The organism is Methylobacterium thuringiense (assembly GCF_022179645.1).
Classification (GTDB): domain Bacteria; phylum Pseudomonadota; class Alphaproteobacteria; order Rhizobiales; family Beijerinckiaceae; genus Methylobacterium; species Methylobacterium thuringiense.
In genome coordinates this window covers 38,415-53,766 of sequence record NZ_BPRA01000014.1, presented here as the reverse complement: position 1 = coordinate 53,766, position 15,352 = coordinate 38,415, and the positions used below count along the sequence as shown (strand labels likewise).

The window sequence follows — 15,352 nt, the reverse complement described above, 5'->3', positions numbered from 1 at the left end:
GTCGCGTGGGACCGACCGATGCCGTCGCCGGTGCGCCGTGGAAGAGCATCGAGACGCTGCCCCGCAATGCCGGGGACGACGGCACCCGCGTCGATCATCTCGTCGTGCTCGGCCTCGTGCCGGACGGCGCACGCGTCCTCGACATCGGCTGCGGCGATGGCTCGCTGCTGGCACTGCTGCGCGACCGGCGCAGCGTCGACGGCCGCGGCATCGAGCTCTCGCGGGCGGGGGTCAACGCCTGCCTCGCCCGCGGCCTGCCGGTGATCCAGGGCGATGCCGACACGGATCTCGCCAACTACCCCGACAACGCCTTCGACGTGGTCGTGCTCTCCCAGACGATCCAGGCGACCCGCAACCCGCGCATCGTGCTCGATCATCTCCTGCGAATCGGCAAGCAGGTCATCATCTCGTTCCCGAATTTCGGCCACTGGCGGGTGCGGGCCGAACTCGCCTTCCGCGGACGGATGCCGGTGACCGAGATCATGCCGGAGGCTTGGTACGAGACCCCCAACATCCATCACTGCACCATCCGCGACTTCGTCGGGCTGTGCCGGACGGTCGGCGCCGAGATCGAAAAAGCCACGGCGCTGGACGGACGCGGCCGGCCGATGCGCTACTCGATGCCGTGGTGGTTCTGGAACCTCGTCGGCGCGCAGGGCGTGTTTCTGCTGCGCAGCGGCGGCACGGACCACGAGTGAACAGAGGATAGAATGCGCCGCATTCTCATCCTCGGGCCGCCTGGCAGCGGCAAGTCCACCCTCGCCCGGCGGCTGGGTGCCCGGCATGGACTGCCGGTGTTCCATCTCGATCAGGCCTATTGGCGTCCCGGCTGGGTGGCAGCGGAGCCGGACGACTTTCGCGCCGAAGTCGCGCGCATCGCGGCGCTGCCGGCCTGGGTGATCGACGGCAACTACACCGACACGATCTCGCCGCGCTTGGCTGCGGCCGATACTCTGATCTATCTCGACGTGCCAGCCTGGCTGTCGCTTGCCCGCATCCTCAGGCGCATCGCCGCAAGCTACGGGCGGCAGCGGCCCGATATGGCGGAGGGCTGCCGGGAGCAACTCGACCTCGCCTTTCTAGGCTTCGCCCTGACCTGGAACCGCAAGCGGCGGGCGCGAAGCCTCGCCCTCGTCTCAAGATTTTCGGGGCGTGGGATCGTGCTGCGTGGTCGGCAGGACTTCGAGGCCGAATTGCCCCTGCGATAGCCTGCTTCGCACGCGAGCCTATGCCGCTTCCGCCCGCGCCAGCTCCGCTGCGATGCCGGCGGCGAGGTCGACCGCCTGATTGCGGATGTCGGGCACCGCGATGCACTCCCAGAGCGCGCCGCGCATGAGAGGCCCGAGCGTCCAGACCGGTCCGGCCTGGCGCTGTCCGCGCGCCCGGAAATCCGCACCCACGTCGAGGCCGAGGCCGAACGCGCCGGGGCGGACCAGCCCGCGGTCGATCAGCCGGCGCAGCAGCGGGTCGGTCGTCTCGCCGACGCGGCCGATCCCGGTGGCGTCGAGGATGCACTGGACCGCGAGACGCTCCGGCTCCGCGGCACCGCGCGGCCTCAGGGTCACGACGGCCTGGGTCGCCTCGTCCGCGATCGACAGGATCCGCCCGGCACGCACCGTGAGCCTGCCGTCGGCGATCTCCCGGTCGATCGCGTCGGCAGCGGGCGGCGCCGAGCGATGCCGGTGGACGTCCCAGAACGGGCGCAGATGGCGCAGGAAGCGGCCGCGCTCGGAGTGCGGCAGGCTGCGCCAGATGAAATCCGTCACCGGACGGAGCGCGTCGACCACGCTGCGCCAGTCGTCGCTGGCCGCGCGGGCGGAGGCATGAAGCCGCCGGCTCAGGGTGGCGAGCGAGGAAAGGTCTGCCGCGGTCAGGTTCGGCACGGGGTGCGCCGCGGCCGGCGCATGCGTGTTCGGCAGCAGGCCGCGCCGCGACAGCGCGACGATCGGGCCGGCGAAGCCGCGCCGACGGAGGGAGACGACGGCGTCGATCATGGTCAGTCCGGTGCCGACGACCAGCACCGGCTGATCGGGCTGCAGCCGGCCGATGGTCTCGGGCGCCCAGATGTCGGCGCGGTGCGCGCTATGCGGCTCGCCGGTGCCGGCGAGGTTGCCCATGGCGAGGACAGCCCCCGCGACCGGCAGGCCGAGACCGCCCTCGGTGCGCAGCGAGAAGCCGCCCGCGGACGGCACGAGATCGGTCACCGCATCGTTGACGAGACGCAGCCGCGGCGGCCCGCCATTCGTGACGGTTTCGGTCAGGATTTCAGAGAGATAGCGCCCATAGAGCGGCCGCGAGGCGAAGGTGCCGGCCGGGGTGGCACGGATCCCGACGGCCTCCTCCGGCGGCAGGCAGGCGGCGTTGCGCGCGAGCCAGTCCTCGAAATGCCGCGGGCGGTCCGGAAACGCGCTCATGTTCGCGGCGCGCAGGTTGAGGAAGTGGCCGAAATCGCCCGTGCCGTAGGCGAGCCCGCGCGCAAAACTCTCGGAACGCTCGCAGAGCAGTACAGGCCGCTCGCGCGGCAGGGCTTCGAGCAGCTGGATCGCGGCCATGGTGCCGCTGAAGCCGGCACCGATCACGGCGATGGGGAGCGCAGAGGACGACGCGCCCATGATGACAGACTCCGGAACGGACTACGCGCGCCGCCCGGCACCGGGCGGCACAACCAATTCGTTCTCTATAACGAACGACCGAAGGGCCCGTAAAGCACGGATCCACTGCGGTGCCGTTGGCTAGCACAATACAGCGGCTGCCGTGACAAACGAAGCTGCAGAAGCCGGGTCGGCGGCCGCTCGATCATTCTCTCAGATGCGGTCATACGGAGAAGAAGATTCGAAAAATCGTTTTATAAAAAGAACAATGATGGCGCCGTTCCGTACATGTGCGCCAGATCACGCCGCCTCACCGGCAAGCCGCCGTGCCGCCCGCCCGCGCCCGATCAGCGGCAGCAGGCGCGCGAGATCCGGGCCATGGTCGAGTCCCGTAAGCGCTTGACGCAGCGGCATGAACAGCGCGCGGCCCTTGGCTCCCGTCTCGCGCTTGACCGCCTCGGTCCAGCTCTTCCAGGTTCCGCCATCGAAGGCGCCCTCCGGCAGCAGCGCGAGCGCCTTCGCCGCGAAATCCGGATCCGAAATCACCGGGCTCACCGGCCCGGCGACGATGCGCCACCATAGGGCCGCATCGCCGACCTTGACGAGGTTCGCCTTCACCGCCTCCCAGAAGGATTCCGACGTCTCTTCAGGAACTTCCATGGCGATGAGCCGGTCCCGCGCCTCCGCGAAGGGCATGGCGTGGACGAGTTGTGCGTTGATGCCGTCGAGTTCGGCCGGGTCGAACTTTGCCGGCGCCCGCGAGATCCGGCCGAGATCGACGAGGCTCGCGAGGTAGTCGAGGGAGGCCACCGGCCGCACCGCCTCGGAGGTGCCCGTCAGCGCGGCGAGCGCTGCGACCGAGGCCGGTTCGTAGCCGGCTTCGCGCAGCCCCCGCAGCGAGAGGTGGCCGAGGCGTTTCGACAGGCCCTCGCCATCCGCAGTGGTAAGCAGGTTGTGATGCGCAAAGACCGGCACGGGATAGCCAAGTGCCTGGAAAAGCTGAACTTGTACGCCGGTATTGGTGACGTGATCCTCGCCGCGGATGATGTGCGTCACGCCCATCTCGGCATCGTCGACCACCGAGGGGAGGGTGTAGAGCGCGCTGCCGTCCTCGCGGATCAGGACGGGATCGGAGAGGGAGGCGCAGTCGACGTGGCTCTCGCCGCGGACGAGATCGGTCCAGGCTACGACGACGGGGTCGAGCTTGAACCGCCAGTGCGGGCGGCGGCCCTCGGCCTCCAGGGCGGATTTTTCGGCATCCGAGAGCGCGAGCGCGGCGCGGTCGTAGATCGGCGGGAGGCCGCGGCCGAGCTGGCGTTTGCGGCGGCGATCGAGCTCTTCGGCGGTCTCGTAGCAGGGGTAGAGACGACCCTGCGCGATCAGTTTTTCTTTGGCGGCGTCGTGACTTGGCGTGCGCTCGCTCTGCCGGGCGAACAGGTCGGGCACGATGCCGAGCCAGGCCAGGTCCTCCTGGATCGCCTGGGCGAACGCCGCCGTCGAGCGCGCGCGGTCGGTGTCGTCGAGGCGCAGCAGGAACCGGCCCAAGGTCTTGCGGGCAAACAGGAAATTCAGCAGCGCCGGCCGGGCGTTGCCGATATGGAGGAAGCCCGTCGGCGAGGGCGCGAAGCGGACGAGGGGGGTGGTCATGGCCGCCACGCCTAACGGGTTTGGCCGCCCCTGCGAAGGGGGCCGCCCGATGCTGCCTTGGATAGACACGGTATGCGTCGGCCCGTACGCCACGGTCAGCATGAACCGGCCGCGCATGCCGTCCATGGCCAGTCTTGACGGAACTCGATGCCCGGCCCTAGAAGCGCAGCGTTCGCCGGGCAGCGCTCCGGGCGACGCCACGGCCGGCATGGACGGTTAGCACAGCGGTAGTGCGTTCCCTTCACACGGGAAAGGTCGCAGGTTCGATCCCTGCACCGTCCACCATTTTCTACGTGATCCTTTCAGCTTCGCCTCCGGGATCGTCCGCTGCATCGGCAGCGGCGCGGGGTCGCGCTTGCCGACGTCGTCGGGGCCGGGTCAGGCCGGCACGAGGTCTGCCACCGCCGCCGGCAATGCGTCGAAATGGTCGATGATGCGGTCGGGGGCGAGGTCGCGCATCGGGATCGCCGTGTAGCCGAAGCTCACGCCCACCACCGGAATGCCGGCCGCCTTGGCCGCGTCGACGTCGGCGCGTGAATCTCCGACCATCACCGCGCGGGCCGGATCGCCCCCGGCCCGTTCGACGGTGCCGGTGATGTGGCGCGGGTCTGGCTTCGAATACGCGAACGTGTCCTTGCCGACGATCGCCGCGAAGCGGTGCCCGAGGCCGAGCGCGCCGAGCAGGTCGACGGCGTGGCGCTCGACCTTGTTGGTACAGACGGCGAGCAGGAATCCCTCCGCCTCCAGCCGGTCGAGGGCCGTGGCCACGCCCGGATAGAGCCGCGACCGCTCGGCGAGATGCGCCCCGTAATGCTCCAGGAAGTCCTGGAACAGCCGTTCGAGCCGCGCCGGCTCCAGCGTTTCCCCGGCCGCCGAGAACCCCCGCTGGATCAGCGCCCGCGCGCCTGCCCCCAGCAGGTCCCGCGCCTGCTCCAGCGGCAACGCCGCCAGCCCCTCCCGATCCAGGATCACGTTCAGCGTCCCGATCAGGTCGCCCGCAGTGTCCGCAAGCGTCCCGTCGAGGTCGAACACGGCGATCTTCTTCAGGGTGGAGGACGTTTTCAGAGTGGAGGACATGGAGGCTCGCGCGGCGGGGGAGGGCGCGGCCGGGGATGGACCGGATGGATGGGGGGATCAAGGCGGCAAGGTTCAGGCCCCGCCCCGGCACCCGCCTCCCATCGGACGGTCGCGGCGGGACGATGGATCAGTCGTTCATCGCACCGTACCAGTTCTGCATGCGCCCAGCGTCCAAGGCTTGGGTTGCCGCGCGTGCATCGTCGCGAAGGATCGCGCGAAGCTGGTCCGGCGGCTGTCCATAGATCTGCTTGAACGCGCGGGAGCAGTGGCTCACGCTCGAGAAGCCGACCCTTTGTGCCATGAGGGTGATGGATTTCTTGTCGCCCGGTCGGAGGATCAGCGAACGCAAGCGCGCGGCGCGCCGACGCGTGACGACCGCTTCGACGCCGCCGACACTTCGCATCGCGCGATACAGCGAGGCGCGCGACACACCGATGCTGCGGGCCACGATGTCGGCGTTGAGATCCGACCCGAGGTTGTCGTCGATGAACAATTCGGCTTTCAGGCGCCGGGCGAGTTCCAGATCGTTTTCGCTGACGACGGCGTCGAAAGCCGCCTCGGATCTCCCCTGGATCTTGCCGAGCATACTGGTGATGACCTGACTGCCTCCGGCTGCCAGGGCCTCAGAGAAGCGCGGTGCGCACCGGATCAACGACAGCACGGTCTCACCGAGCGAGCCCGTTTCGCCCTTCGGCAGGATGCGTCCGTGCAGATCCCGCGCGTCCGGTGCGGCGGCCTCGACCAGGTCGCGGGCCAGGATGACGGTGACGAAGTCGGCGTCGGCGACATGGGACCGCATCGGCTGGGTCGCGTCGAAGAGAACGGCGTCACCTGGGGCCAGACGGCGCTCCTCGCCGCTCCGACCGCTCACAATGCGGCCGGAGCGCAAGACCTGCAGGTAGTAGTGCTCGAAGCCGTCGCGCCGGATCTGTGCGGGGTCGCGCCAGTGGTCGGCACCGATGAGCTGCCGGTCGAACAGCGTCAGGCGGCCGTAATGGTGCGCCGCGATGGTCGCCTCGAATGTCTCACCTAGGAGGGATGTCGTCGCTCCGCTCGACTGGATCAGATCGTGATAGAGGCCGAAGCTGTCGGCCGACGCCCTGCTGAGATACGTCTCATTGGGGCTCGCCGGCCGTTGGATGCCCGTACGCGTCATACCGTTTCTAACTGATCGGCGGGATGCGTCCGACACCCCTTGGGCCGCCGGATGGCGTACACGACGGATGCCGGTCGCGACAGAGCGGTATCGAGGGTGCGGGGCATTGTTCTCGTGCGCGTGGGGACGGGCGCAACAATTCGGCGGAATGCTTCGGCCCCGTCTTGCGCGAGACGGCCGATCCCGGCGGCGCGGAAGGGGGGATCGCATCGTCGGACAGGCTCCGAAACCTGGGCGTCCCCGCAGCTCTCGCGAGCAACGGCAGGAAGCAGGGAGAGTATCGTACGGGACGCCGATTCCGGCATGACGATCCGGCTGAGATTGCTGCGCGAGCGCCACCATCGGCACGGGACCGGCTCGAGACGCGGGAGAGTCGTTTCGTCCCCGGCATGGGCCGAGACGGGCATCGATCCGCAAGCCTGGGCCGGGTCGGCCGTCGATATGTGGCCGAGGTGCAACGCGAACGATTTTCGGCGCCAATACTGGATCGATTCCAATCTATAGGTTTCGACGGACCGGAGTATTTCGGTTGAGTTCACAAAGACTTGATCGCTCTCCGGCGGAGAACTTAGAAGTCATCTAAAGCACTGAGATGCTTGCATAATCCCTGCGCCTCTGTCTGGTCGGTCCATGGGGATCGCGGGACGTGCTGGGATCCGCGCGGGACAGGGCTGGTGTCATGGAGGGGGTATCGATCGATGCGCTGCATCGGCGCGAAGGGCTGAAGCTTCAGCGCTTCCTGCGGCGCCTGCTCGAGAACCCGGCCGACGCCGCCGACGCGACGCAGGAAACCTACCTGCGCATGCTCGCCGCGCTCACGCGGACAAATATCGAGCATCCCACCGCCCTGCTGTTTCGTGTCGCCCACAACGTGGCGCTGCGCATGCGGAACCGTCAGCGGCTCGAACGGACCCTGTTCGCGGCGACGACCGATGCGGATCTGGCGGGGATCGTCGACGGCTATGCGCTCCCGGAGCGGGACACGATCGCCCGCCAGGAGCTGAAGCGCCTCGCCGCGGCCATCGACGCGTTGCCGCCCCGCTGCCGCGCGGTGTTCCTGCTCAGCCGCGTCGACGGCCTCGCGAATGGGGAGATCGCGCTCCGCCTCGGCGTCACCCGCAACATGGTCGAGAAGCACATCATCAAGGCGCTCCTGCATTGCCGGCGCTGCAGCCTCGTTTTGTTCTGAGCGGACCGCATCAGGAGATCGGCGTCTCGTTGATCTAAGGTATCGCGAGGCGTCGCCGGGCCATGCCGGCGCTCAGCAAGATACCGGGGGAATGGCCGTGTCCCGCACCGACGAATCCGATCCCGATGCGGCGGGCATCGAGGATCCGATCGACGAGGAGGCGGCGGGCTGGGTCGCGCGGCTCTCCTCGTCCGACGCCACCGACGCCGACCGGGCGGCCTTCGAGGCCTGGCGGTCGGCGGACCCGGCGCATGCGGAGGCCCATGCCGAGATGGATGCGCTGTGGCGCAGGCTCGGGCGCCTGCCCGATCCGCGTCCGCGTCCCGGCCCGCCCAAGACCCTCGCCGGCATCGCCGTCGCGCTCCTGCTCGGGGGTGCCCTGGCCTACCAGGCCGGCCTCGTCGACCGGCTGCGCGCCGACCTGTGGAGCGGTGTCGGATCCATCGAGCACGCGACGCTGGCCGACGGCAGCCGGGTCCACCTCAACACCGACACGGCGATCGCGCTGCACTTTTCGGAGACGGAACGCGGGGTCGAGCTCCTGCGCGGCGAGGCCGTCTTCGATGTCGTGCCGGACCCCAAGCGCCCGTTCGTCGTCAGCCACGGCGGCCTGAGCGCGCGCGCCGTCGGCACGCGCTTCGTCGTGCGCGTGGATGGCGCGGACAGTCCGGTGGGCGTCGCGGAAGGGCGCGTCGAAGTCGTGGCGGCGGGTCGCCACGCCATGCTCTCGGCGGGCGAGGCGGTCCGCGTCGGCGACGACGCGGCCTTGGCCGTGAGCGCGGCGAACGTCGATCGCAGCACGGCGTGGCGCGAGGGCCGGTTGGTCTTCGCCGGCCAGTCGCTCGCGACCGTTCTGGCCGAACTCGACCGCTACCGTCACGGCCGCATCGTCCTCCTCGACCGCCGGCTGGGGGAGCGGCGCGTCACCGGCGTCTTCGATCCCCGCGAGACCGACGACGCCCTCGACGTGATCGCGGCCACGATGGGGGTCCGCATCCGGCGTCTCTCGCCCCTACTCGTCCTCGTCGGATCGCCCCTGTGAGACCGTTTCCGGTCGAATCCTTCAGCTTACCACACCCCCTTCCCCGGACGGGTGGAGCGTCAGCGGAACCCGATCCGGGGCCCAGCATAAGGACGTCGCGAAGCGTCGAAACGTCTGCGTCGTTCATAGCGAGCCGCTGGCGCGGCCCTTGTCTCTCTGGATCCCGGATCACCTTCGACTGCGTTCCAGGCGTCCGGGAAAGGGCCGTGGCATCGAACGGATCGACCGGGAACGGTCTGAGACCAAGAGGCGATGAGTCCGGCCCTTCGCCCGCCCGACGGCGCACAGGAGTCTGAGAAAAATCGAAAAAAACGGCGATCGGACGTCAGGAGATGGCGCGCTCGTTGATCTTGGTTTGTGAGGGGCGCGGATAGCGCGAAGCGTACCGCCCCCCTCGATCGACCCGGGGGCTTGGCAGGGGCTTGGCATGACGACGCGTGCGCGCAGATTTTCACACCGCCGGATGACGCGGATCGCGCTGGCCGGCGTCTCCGTCGCGGTGATGGCTCAGGCGGTCGCCGCCCGGGCCGGCGAGGCGCAGGGCGTCGTCGGCACCGCACCGATCTCCGCGACGCGCAGCGTCCGGCTCGCCATCCCGAAAGGCTCCCTGGAAACCGGCCTCGTCGCCTTCACCGAACAGGCCGGGGTCAAGCTCGTCTACCCGACCGAGCTGACGGCGGCGCTGGAGACGCAAGGGGTCGACGGCGAGTTCCACCCGATCGACGCGCTGACCCGGCTCTTGGAAGGCACGGGCCTGATCCACAAGCCGGCCGGCGCCTCGACGATCACCCTGGTCAACCCGCGCTACGTCCAGCTCGGTGCGCCCGCGGCCGGCGCCGTGACGCTCGAAGAGCTGCACGTCCAGGGGCAGGGCGGCGCGCGCGGCGCGACCGTCGCGGGCCAGCCGCCCCGGACCGGCACCGTGGGCCAGCCCCCCGTCCCCTATGCCGGCGGCCAGGTCGGAACCGGGACCCGCGTCGGCTTCCTCGGCAACCGCTCCGTCCTGACGACGCCGTTCAACACGACGGGCTACACGGAGAAGCTGATCGCCGACCAGCAGGCGCGCTCGGTCGGCGACGTCATCCAGAACAATCCGTCGGTGCGCAACGACGCCCCGCCCTACAGCGAGCGCGACTCGTACTTCATCCGCGGCTTCTCGGTCACCAACGTCGACACGGCCTTCGACGGCCTGTTCTACATCGCCAACGCGCGCCGCAGCTTCACCGAAGGCCTCGAGCGGGTCGAGGTCCTGCTCGGCCCGACCGCGCTCCTGAGCGGCGGCACCGGGCGCGTCGGCGGCACCATCAACCTCATCCCGAAGCGCGCCTTCGACGAGCCGCTCACGCGGATCACCACGAGCTATTTCAGCGATTCCCAGGTCGGCACTCATCTCGACCTCGGCCGCCGCTTCGGCGCCTACAAGGAATGGGGCGTGCGCTTCAACGGCGCCTACCGCAACGGCGCGACGCCGCTCGACAAGAACGCGATCGAGGTCGGCGTCGCGGCGCTCGGCCTCGACTATCGCGGCGACGGATTGCGCGCCTCGCTCGACTTGAACCATTCCACGCAGAACATCACGGCGCCGACCTCGCTGTTCAACGCGGTCGCGGCGGGCATCCCGGTGCCGCGCGCCCCCAACAACCGCCGCAACACGTCGAGCACGCTGGAATACAACGACAGCCGCTACAACATGGCCGCCGGCCGGGTCGAGTACGACATCCTGCCCGACACGACGCTCTATGCGGCCGGCGGCGTCAGCCGCTACAACGAGGACTTCCTGACTTCGAACTATCTGGTCCAGAGCACGACGGGCCGGGCGCTCAACTCGCTCGCCGTCCAGCCCCTCGAGCTCGAGGGCTTCACCGGCGAAGTCGGCCTGCGCTCGCAGTTCTACACCGGCATCGTCGATCATCATGTCACCGTGGCGGCCGTCGAGGCCGTCAGCAAGAACCACTCGCGCGGCTTCTTCCCGTTCGCCCTGCCGTCCTTCCAGACCAACATCTACGCCCCGATTCATCTGCCGAACGGCTCGGTCCCCACGATCAACTTCCCCCGCTCCGAGCGGCAGCCGCTGTTCACGGAGCTCTACGCGCGCAGCGTGGCCGTGGCCGACACCCTGTCGCTGGGCGACGACCGCGTCCTGCTGACCTTGGGCGGCCGGTTTCAGGAGATCGACCTGAAGAGCTACGCCACGCGCCCGGGGCCGACGCAGGGCACCCTGGCCTCGAACTACGTCGAGAGCCGGTTCAGCCCCGCCTTCGCCCTGGTGGTCCGGCCCTTCGAGAACCTCTCGTTCTACGGCAACTACATCGAATCGCTCGATGCCGGGCCGACCGCGCCGGCCGTGGCCGTCAACGCCAACGAGGTGTTCGCCCCGGTCGTCAGCCGGCAGAAGGAGGTCGGCGCCAAGTACGATTTCGGGACCGTCGCCGTGACGGCCTCGCTGTTCGAGATCGAGCAGCCGAACGCCTTCACCGATCCGACGACCCGGCGCTTCTCGGTGAGCGGCCTGCAGCGCAACCGCGGCGCCGAATTCCTCGTGGCCGGAGAGCCCTTCGCCGGGATACGCCTGCTCGGCGGCGTCACCTTCATCGACGCCACGCTGGTGAAGACGGCGGGCGGCCAGTTCGACGGCAAGGCGGCGCCCGGCGTCCCCGACACGGCGCTCAACCTCTACGGCGAATACGACCTGCCACCGTGGCTCGCTCCCGGCCTGACCGTGACCGGGCGGGCGATCTACACGAGCAGCATGTTCTACAACCAGGCCAACACCCAGTCGGTCCCGGACTGGACCCGGTTCGACGCGGGGCTGCGCTACGTCTTCGAGGGCGCGAACGGCAACCCGGTGGTGATGCGCGCCGTCGTCGAGAACATCTTCGATGATTCCTACTGGGCATCGGCCGCGCGCGGCTTCCTCGCCGTCGGGGCACCGCGCACGGTCATCGTATCCGCGACAGTCGATTTCTAATTTCAGCGGCCCTTACGTCTGACGCCTTCAGGGCGGTCCGCCGGACGCGCGGCGGCGCGCCTTCGCGCTTGCCGACGGCCGACGGCCGACTGCGTCGAAGTTTACGGCCGCCGGTATGACCCTACCCCTTGGCGATCAGGTCCTTGATCCGGCTCGCCAGCGCCTCCATCACGAAGGGCTTCGTCAGCACCTGCATGCCGGGTTCGAGGTAGCCGTTTCCGAGGACGGCGTTCTCGGCGTAGCCGGTGATGAACAGCACCTTGAGGCCGGGCCGGGTCACGCGGGCGGCGTCGGCCATCTGGCGGCCGTTCATGCCTCCCGGCAGGCCGACATCGGTGACGAGCAGGTCGACGCGGATGTCGGAGCGCAGCAGCTTCAGCCCGGCCGAGCCGTCCGCCGCCTCGATCGCGGTATAGCCGAGGTCCTCCAGTACCTCGGCCACCAGCATGCGCACCGTCGGCTCGTCGTCGACGACGAGCACGGTCTGGCCCTGCTCGCCCCGCGGGGCGGCCGAGAGGTCCGGGGCGGCGTCGCCCTCCTCGGCCGGTCCGTAATGGCGGGGCAGGTAGATGCACAGCGTGGTGCCGGTGCCGACCTCCGAATAGATCCGCACCTGCCCGCCGGACTGGCGGGCGAATCCGTAGATCATCGAGAGGCCGAGGCCCGTACCCTGGCCGATCGGCTTCGTCGTGAAGAACGGCTCGAACGCCTTGGCGATGACGTCGGCGCTCATGCCGGTGCCGGAATCGCTGACGCAGAGGGAGAGGTACTGGCCGGGCTCCAGGTCGCGCTCCCTGGCCGCATGCGTCTCGAGCCACCGGTTGGCGGTCTCGATGGTGATGCGGCCGCCATCCGGCATGGCGTCGCGGGCGTTGATGCAGAGGTTCAGCAGCGCGTTCTCGAGCTGTGAGGGGTCGACCATGGCCGGCCACAGGCCGGCGGAGGCGACCACCTCCAGGGTGATCTCCGGCCCGATGGTGCGCCGGACCAGATCCTCCATGCCGGCGACGAGGCGGTTCACGTCGGTGGGCTTCGGGTCGAGGGTCTGGCGGCGCGAGAAGGCCAGCAGCCGGTGGGTCAGCGCGGCGGCCCGCTTCGCGGCACCCTGCGCGGCGTTGACGTAGCGGTCGATCTCGGTGAGCCGGCCCTGGCTGACGCGGTTCTGCAGGAGTTCGAGCGAGCCCGAGATGCCGGTGAGCAGGTTGTTGAAGTCGTGGGCGAGGCCGCCGGTGAGCTGGCCGACCGCCTCCATCTTCTGCGACTGGCGCAGGGCCTCCTCGGCCCGGCTCAGGGCCTGCGCCTGCTCCTTCTCCGCCGTGACGTGGCGGCCGGTGGCGTAGATCAGCGCGCCCTCCGGCACCGAGACCCACGACATCCAACGGTAGCCGCCGTCCTTGTGGCGATAGCGGTTCTCGAAGGGCGGCAGGGCCTGCCCGGCGGCATGTGCGATCGCCTCGGCCGTCACCGCCCCGTCCTCGGGGTGGACGAAGTCGCGCACGCCGCAGCCGAGCATCTCCTCCGGCAGCCAGCCCAGGATCCGGGTCGCGGCCGGGCTGACGGCGCGGAACACGCCCTCCGCGTCGATCACCACCATCAGGTCCTGCGAGACGCTCCAGGTGCGGTCGCGCTCGCGGGTTCGCTCCTCGACGCGCTCCTCCAGCATGGCGTTCATCGCGTGCAGGCGGCGTTCGTCGCGCTTGCGCTCGGTCAGGTCGAGCATCGCGCCGATCATCCGGATCGGTTCGCCGCGCTTGCCGCGCACCATGTAGCCGCGGTCGAGCACGTCGGCGACGGTGCCGTCGGCGCGGCGGAAGCGGTATTCGTGGCTCCACTCGTCCTCGGTGCCGGCGATGGTGGAGCGGATGTCCGCCTCGACCCGGGCGCGGTCGTCCGGGTGGACGTGGTCGAGCCACCATTCGCCGGTGGTACCCACCGTGGCGAGGTCGTAGCCGTAGGCGGAGTGCAGGGACTCGTTCCACAGCACGTGGTTCGAGACGAGGTCCCAGTCCCAGATCGCGTCGTTCGTCGCCCGCGTGACGAGGCGGTAGCGCTCCTCGGTGGCGCGCACGGCGAGCTCGGCGGTCTTGCGGACGGTCACGTCGCGCACCGTGCCGACGAAGCGGGTCTGGCGGCCGTCCGCGAAGGTGGACTTGCCCCGCGCGGCGAGCCAGCGCGTGGCGGCGCCGTCCCGGGGGCGCACGCGGTACTCGATGTCGAACATCCCCGTGCCGGCCGGATCGGTCGCGGCGCGCACGGCCGCGTCGGCCGCCGCGCGGTCGTCGGGATGCAGGCCCGCGAGGTAGCTGCCGGCATAGGTCACGGCCTCGTCCAGCCCGACGCCGAACAGGTCGCGCACGCGCTCGTCCCAGCGCAGCACGTCGGTCTGCGGCGCATAATCGAAGATGCCGATGCCGGTGGCCTCGACGGCGAGCCGCATGCGCTCCTCGGAGGCCGCCAGCGCCTCCTCCGCCGCCCGCGAGCGCGCGTCGGCCCGGTGCTGCTCGGTGCGGTCGCGCAGGATCTTGAGGTAGCCGACGAGGGTGCCGTCCGCCGCCCGCAGCGGCATCATCTCGCCCAAGCCGAAGAAGGGCGAGCCGTCCTTGCGCCGGCGCCAGCGCGCGTCGGCCCCGCGCCCGACCTCGCGGGCCGCCCGCATCTCGCGCTCGGGAATGCCGGCGGCGACGTCCTCGGGCGTGAAGAAGGCGTCGGCGGGCCGGCCGCACATCTCCGCCGCGGTCCAGCCGACGATCCGCTCCGCGCCGAGGTTCCAGCTCGTCACGATGCCGTCGAGGTCCATGGTGACGATGGCGTAGTCGACGGCGCTGTCGAGGATCTGGCGGTGGCGCGTGCCGGCCTCGCGCAGGGTGCGCACCGCATCGTCCCGCTCGGCCACGGCGCGGCGCAGCGCCATCTGCCCCATCACCTGGCGCGCCAGGCGTTCCAGGGCCGCGGCCTGCCGGGGCGCGAGGCCGCCGGGACGGGGCGCGTGGTCGATCACGCAGAGCGTCCCGATCGGCGCGCCTTCCGGCGTCTCGAGCCGGGCGCCGGCATAGAAGCGCAGGAAGGGCGCACCGGTGACGAGGGTGTTGTCGCGGGTGCGGGGATCCTGCGTCAGGTCGGGGATGACGAGCAGGCCCGGCTGCTCCAGCGCGTGGGCGCAGACCGATTGCGCGATCGGCGTCTCGCAGGGATCGAACCCGACCCGGGCCTTGAACCATTGCCGGTCGCCGGTGACGAGGCTGACCAGGGCCACCGGCGTCCCGCAGATCTCGGATGCCAGAGCCACGATGTCGTCGAAGCCCGTCTCCGCCGGCGTGTCGAGGATGCCGTAGCGGTCGAGGGCCGCGAGGCGCGCGGTCTCCGGAGCTGCGGTCTCAGGAGGCGCGGTCTCGGGCCGGTCCGTGGGGGGCGTCGTTGGCATGGTCGGGGGGCGTCGATCCGGATGAGCGTCGACCGCGCTGCGGTTCCGCGCGCCGGGAAACGGGACCGCCCACGACGGGCGGCGGGGCCGGTGCCGCACCGGCCGTCCCGACTGGGTAGCCGGTTGGCGGAGGGGCGGCAATTTCCCCCGGGCGGTTTTCCGATGGCGGGCTGCGGCCTGCGGACGCGTCATCCGGCGGCGGGACTTCGTTGGCCGGGCGGGGCTTCATCCCCTCGACAAGACTTCGTTAACCACGATCGG

Annotated in this window: 10 protein-coding genes and 1 tRNA gene; 6 read left to right on the top strand and 5 right to left on the bottom strand. The window is 70.0% G+C overall.

Annotated elements, in window-relative coordinates; genetic code table 11:
* The first annotated feature begins 5 nt into the window (after positions 1–5).
* Entirely contained in the window at positions 6–698 is a 693-nt protein-coding gene (gene metW, locus MFF07_RS14965) for a methionine biosynthesis protein MetW (protein ID WP_147817157.1), read from the top strand.
* A 12-nt stretch (positions 699–710) separates the two neighbouring features.
* Positions 711–1,208: an AAA family ATPase gene (locus tag MFF07_RS14960; RefSeq protein WP_147817156.1), complete on the top strand. Its 498-nt coding sequence runs from the start codon at positions 711–713 to the stop codon at positions 1,206–1,208.
* Between the two features lie 18 nt (positions 1,209–1,226).
* Here the strand turns inward: MFF07_RS14960 and MFF07_RS14955 are convergent, their stop codons facing one another.
* Together MFF07_RS14955 and gltX are read right to left on the bottom strand one after the other, a co-directional pair.
* Entirely contained in the window at positions 1,227–2,612 is a 1,386-nt protein-coding gene (locus MFF07_RS14955; protein WP_238232293.1) for an FAD/NAD(P)-binding protein, read from the bottom strand.
* Positions 2,613–2,891: 279 nt separating this feature from the next.
* Complete coding sequence (gene gltX, locus MFF07_RS14950; RefSeq protein WP_238232292.1) at positions 2,892–4,238, bottom strand: glutamate--tRNA ligase; 1,347 nt, start codon at positions 4,236–4,238, stop codon at positions 2,892–2,894.
* Between the two features lie 210 nt (positions 4,239–4,448).
* Between gltX and MFF07_RS14945 the strand changes: the two genes are divergently transcribed.
* Positions 4,449–4,523 (top strand) — tRNA-Val (locus MFF07_RS14945).
* A gap of 93 nt (positions 4,524–4,616) precedes the next feature.
* Here MFF07_RS14945 and gph read toward each other — a convergent pair.
* Both gph and MFF07_RS14935 read right to left on the bottom strand, forming a co-directional pair.
* Positions 4,617–5,315, bottom strand: a complete 699-nt coding sequence (gph, locus tag MFF07_RS14940) for a phosphoglycolate phosphatase (RefSeq protein WP_147817826.1) — start codon at positions 5,313–5,315, stop codon at positions 4,617–4,619.
* A 127-nt stretch (positions 5,316–5,442) separates the two neighbouring features.
* Complete coding sequence (locus MFF07_RS14935) at positions 5,443–6,813, bottom strand: helix-turn-helix domain-containing protein (RefSeq protein WP_187272656.1); 1,371 nt, start codon at positions 6,811–6,813, stop codon at positions 5,443–5,445.
* 337 nt (positions 6,814–7,150) lie between these two features.
* Between MFF07_RS14935 and MFF07_RS14930 the strand changes: the two genes are divergently transcribed.
* The 3 genes from MFF07_RS14930 (at position 7,151) to MFF07_RS14920 (ending at position 11,670) form a co-directional block, all read left to right on the top strand.
* Positions 7,151–7,660, top strand: coding sequence for an RNA polymerase sigma factor (locus MFF07_RS14930; RefSeq protein WP_238232365.1), 510 nt, complete (start codon positions 7,151–7,153; stop codon positions 7,658–7,660).
* Between the two features lie 91 nt (positions 7,661–7,751).
* On the top strand, positions 7,752–8,702 hold the full coding sequence (locus MFF07_RS14925) for a FecR family protein (RefSeq protein ID WP_147819376.1): 951 nt from the start codon (positions 7,752–7,754) through the stop codon (positions 8,700–8,702).
* A 463-nt stretch (positions 8,703–9,165) separates the two neighbouring features.
* Positions 9,166–11,670, top strand: a complete 2,505-nt coding sequence (locus tag MFF07_RS14920) for a TonB-dependent receptor (protein WP_238232364.1) — start codon at positions 9,166–9,168, stop codon at positions 11,668–11,670.
* Between the two features lie 121 nt (positions 11,671–11,791).
* Here the strand turns inward: MFF07_RS14920 and MFF07_RS14915 are convergent, their stop codons facing one another.
* Positions 11,792–15,091, bottom strand: a complete 3,300-nt coding sequence (locus tag MFF07_RS14915; protein WP_238232291.1) for a PAS domain S-box protein — start codon at positions 15,089–15,091, stop codon at positions 11,792–11,794.
* Positions 15,092–15,352 lie beyond the last annotated feature (261 nt).

Bases quoted from the DNA above. Each gene is read 5' to 3' on its own strand.
- MFF07_RS14960 (WP_147817156.1), top strand. From the start codon at position 711: ATGCGCCGCATTCTCATCCTCGGGCCGCCTGGCAGCGGCAAGTCCACC.
- MFF07_RS14955 (WP_238232293.1), bottom strand. From the start codon at position 2,612: ATGGGCGCGTCGTCCTCTGCGCTCCCCATCGCCGTGATCGGTGCCGGC.
- gltX (WP_238232292.1), bottom strand. From the start codon at position 4,238: ATGACCACCCCCCTCGTCCGCTTCGCGCCCTCGCCGACGGGCTTCCTC.
- gph (WP_147817826.1), bottom strand. From the start codon at position 5,315: ATGTCCTCCACTCTGAAAACGTCCTCCACCCTGAAGAAGATCGCCGTG.
- MFF07_RS14935 (WP_187272656.1), bottom strand. From the start codon at position 6,813: ATGGTGGCGCTCGCGCAGCAATCTCAGCCGGATCGTCATGCCGGAATC.
- MFF07_RS14930 (WP_238232365.1), top strand. From the start codon at position 7,151: ATGGAGGGGGTATCGATCGATGCGCTGCATCGGCGCGAAGGGCTGAAG.
- MFF07_RS14925 (WP_147819376.1), top strand. From the start codon at position 7,752: ATGGCCGTGTCCCGCACCGACGAATCCGATCCCGATGCGGCGGGCATC.
- MFF07_RS14920 (WP_238232364.1), top strand. From the start codon at position 9,166: ATGACGCGGATCGCGCTGGCCGGCGTCTCCGTCGCGGTGATGGCTCAG.
- MFF07_RS14915 (WP_238232291.1), bottom strand. From the start codon at position 15,091: ATGCCAACGACGCCCCCCACGGACCGGCCCGAGACCGCGCCTCCTGAG.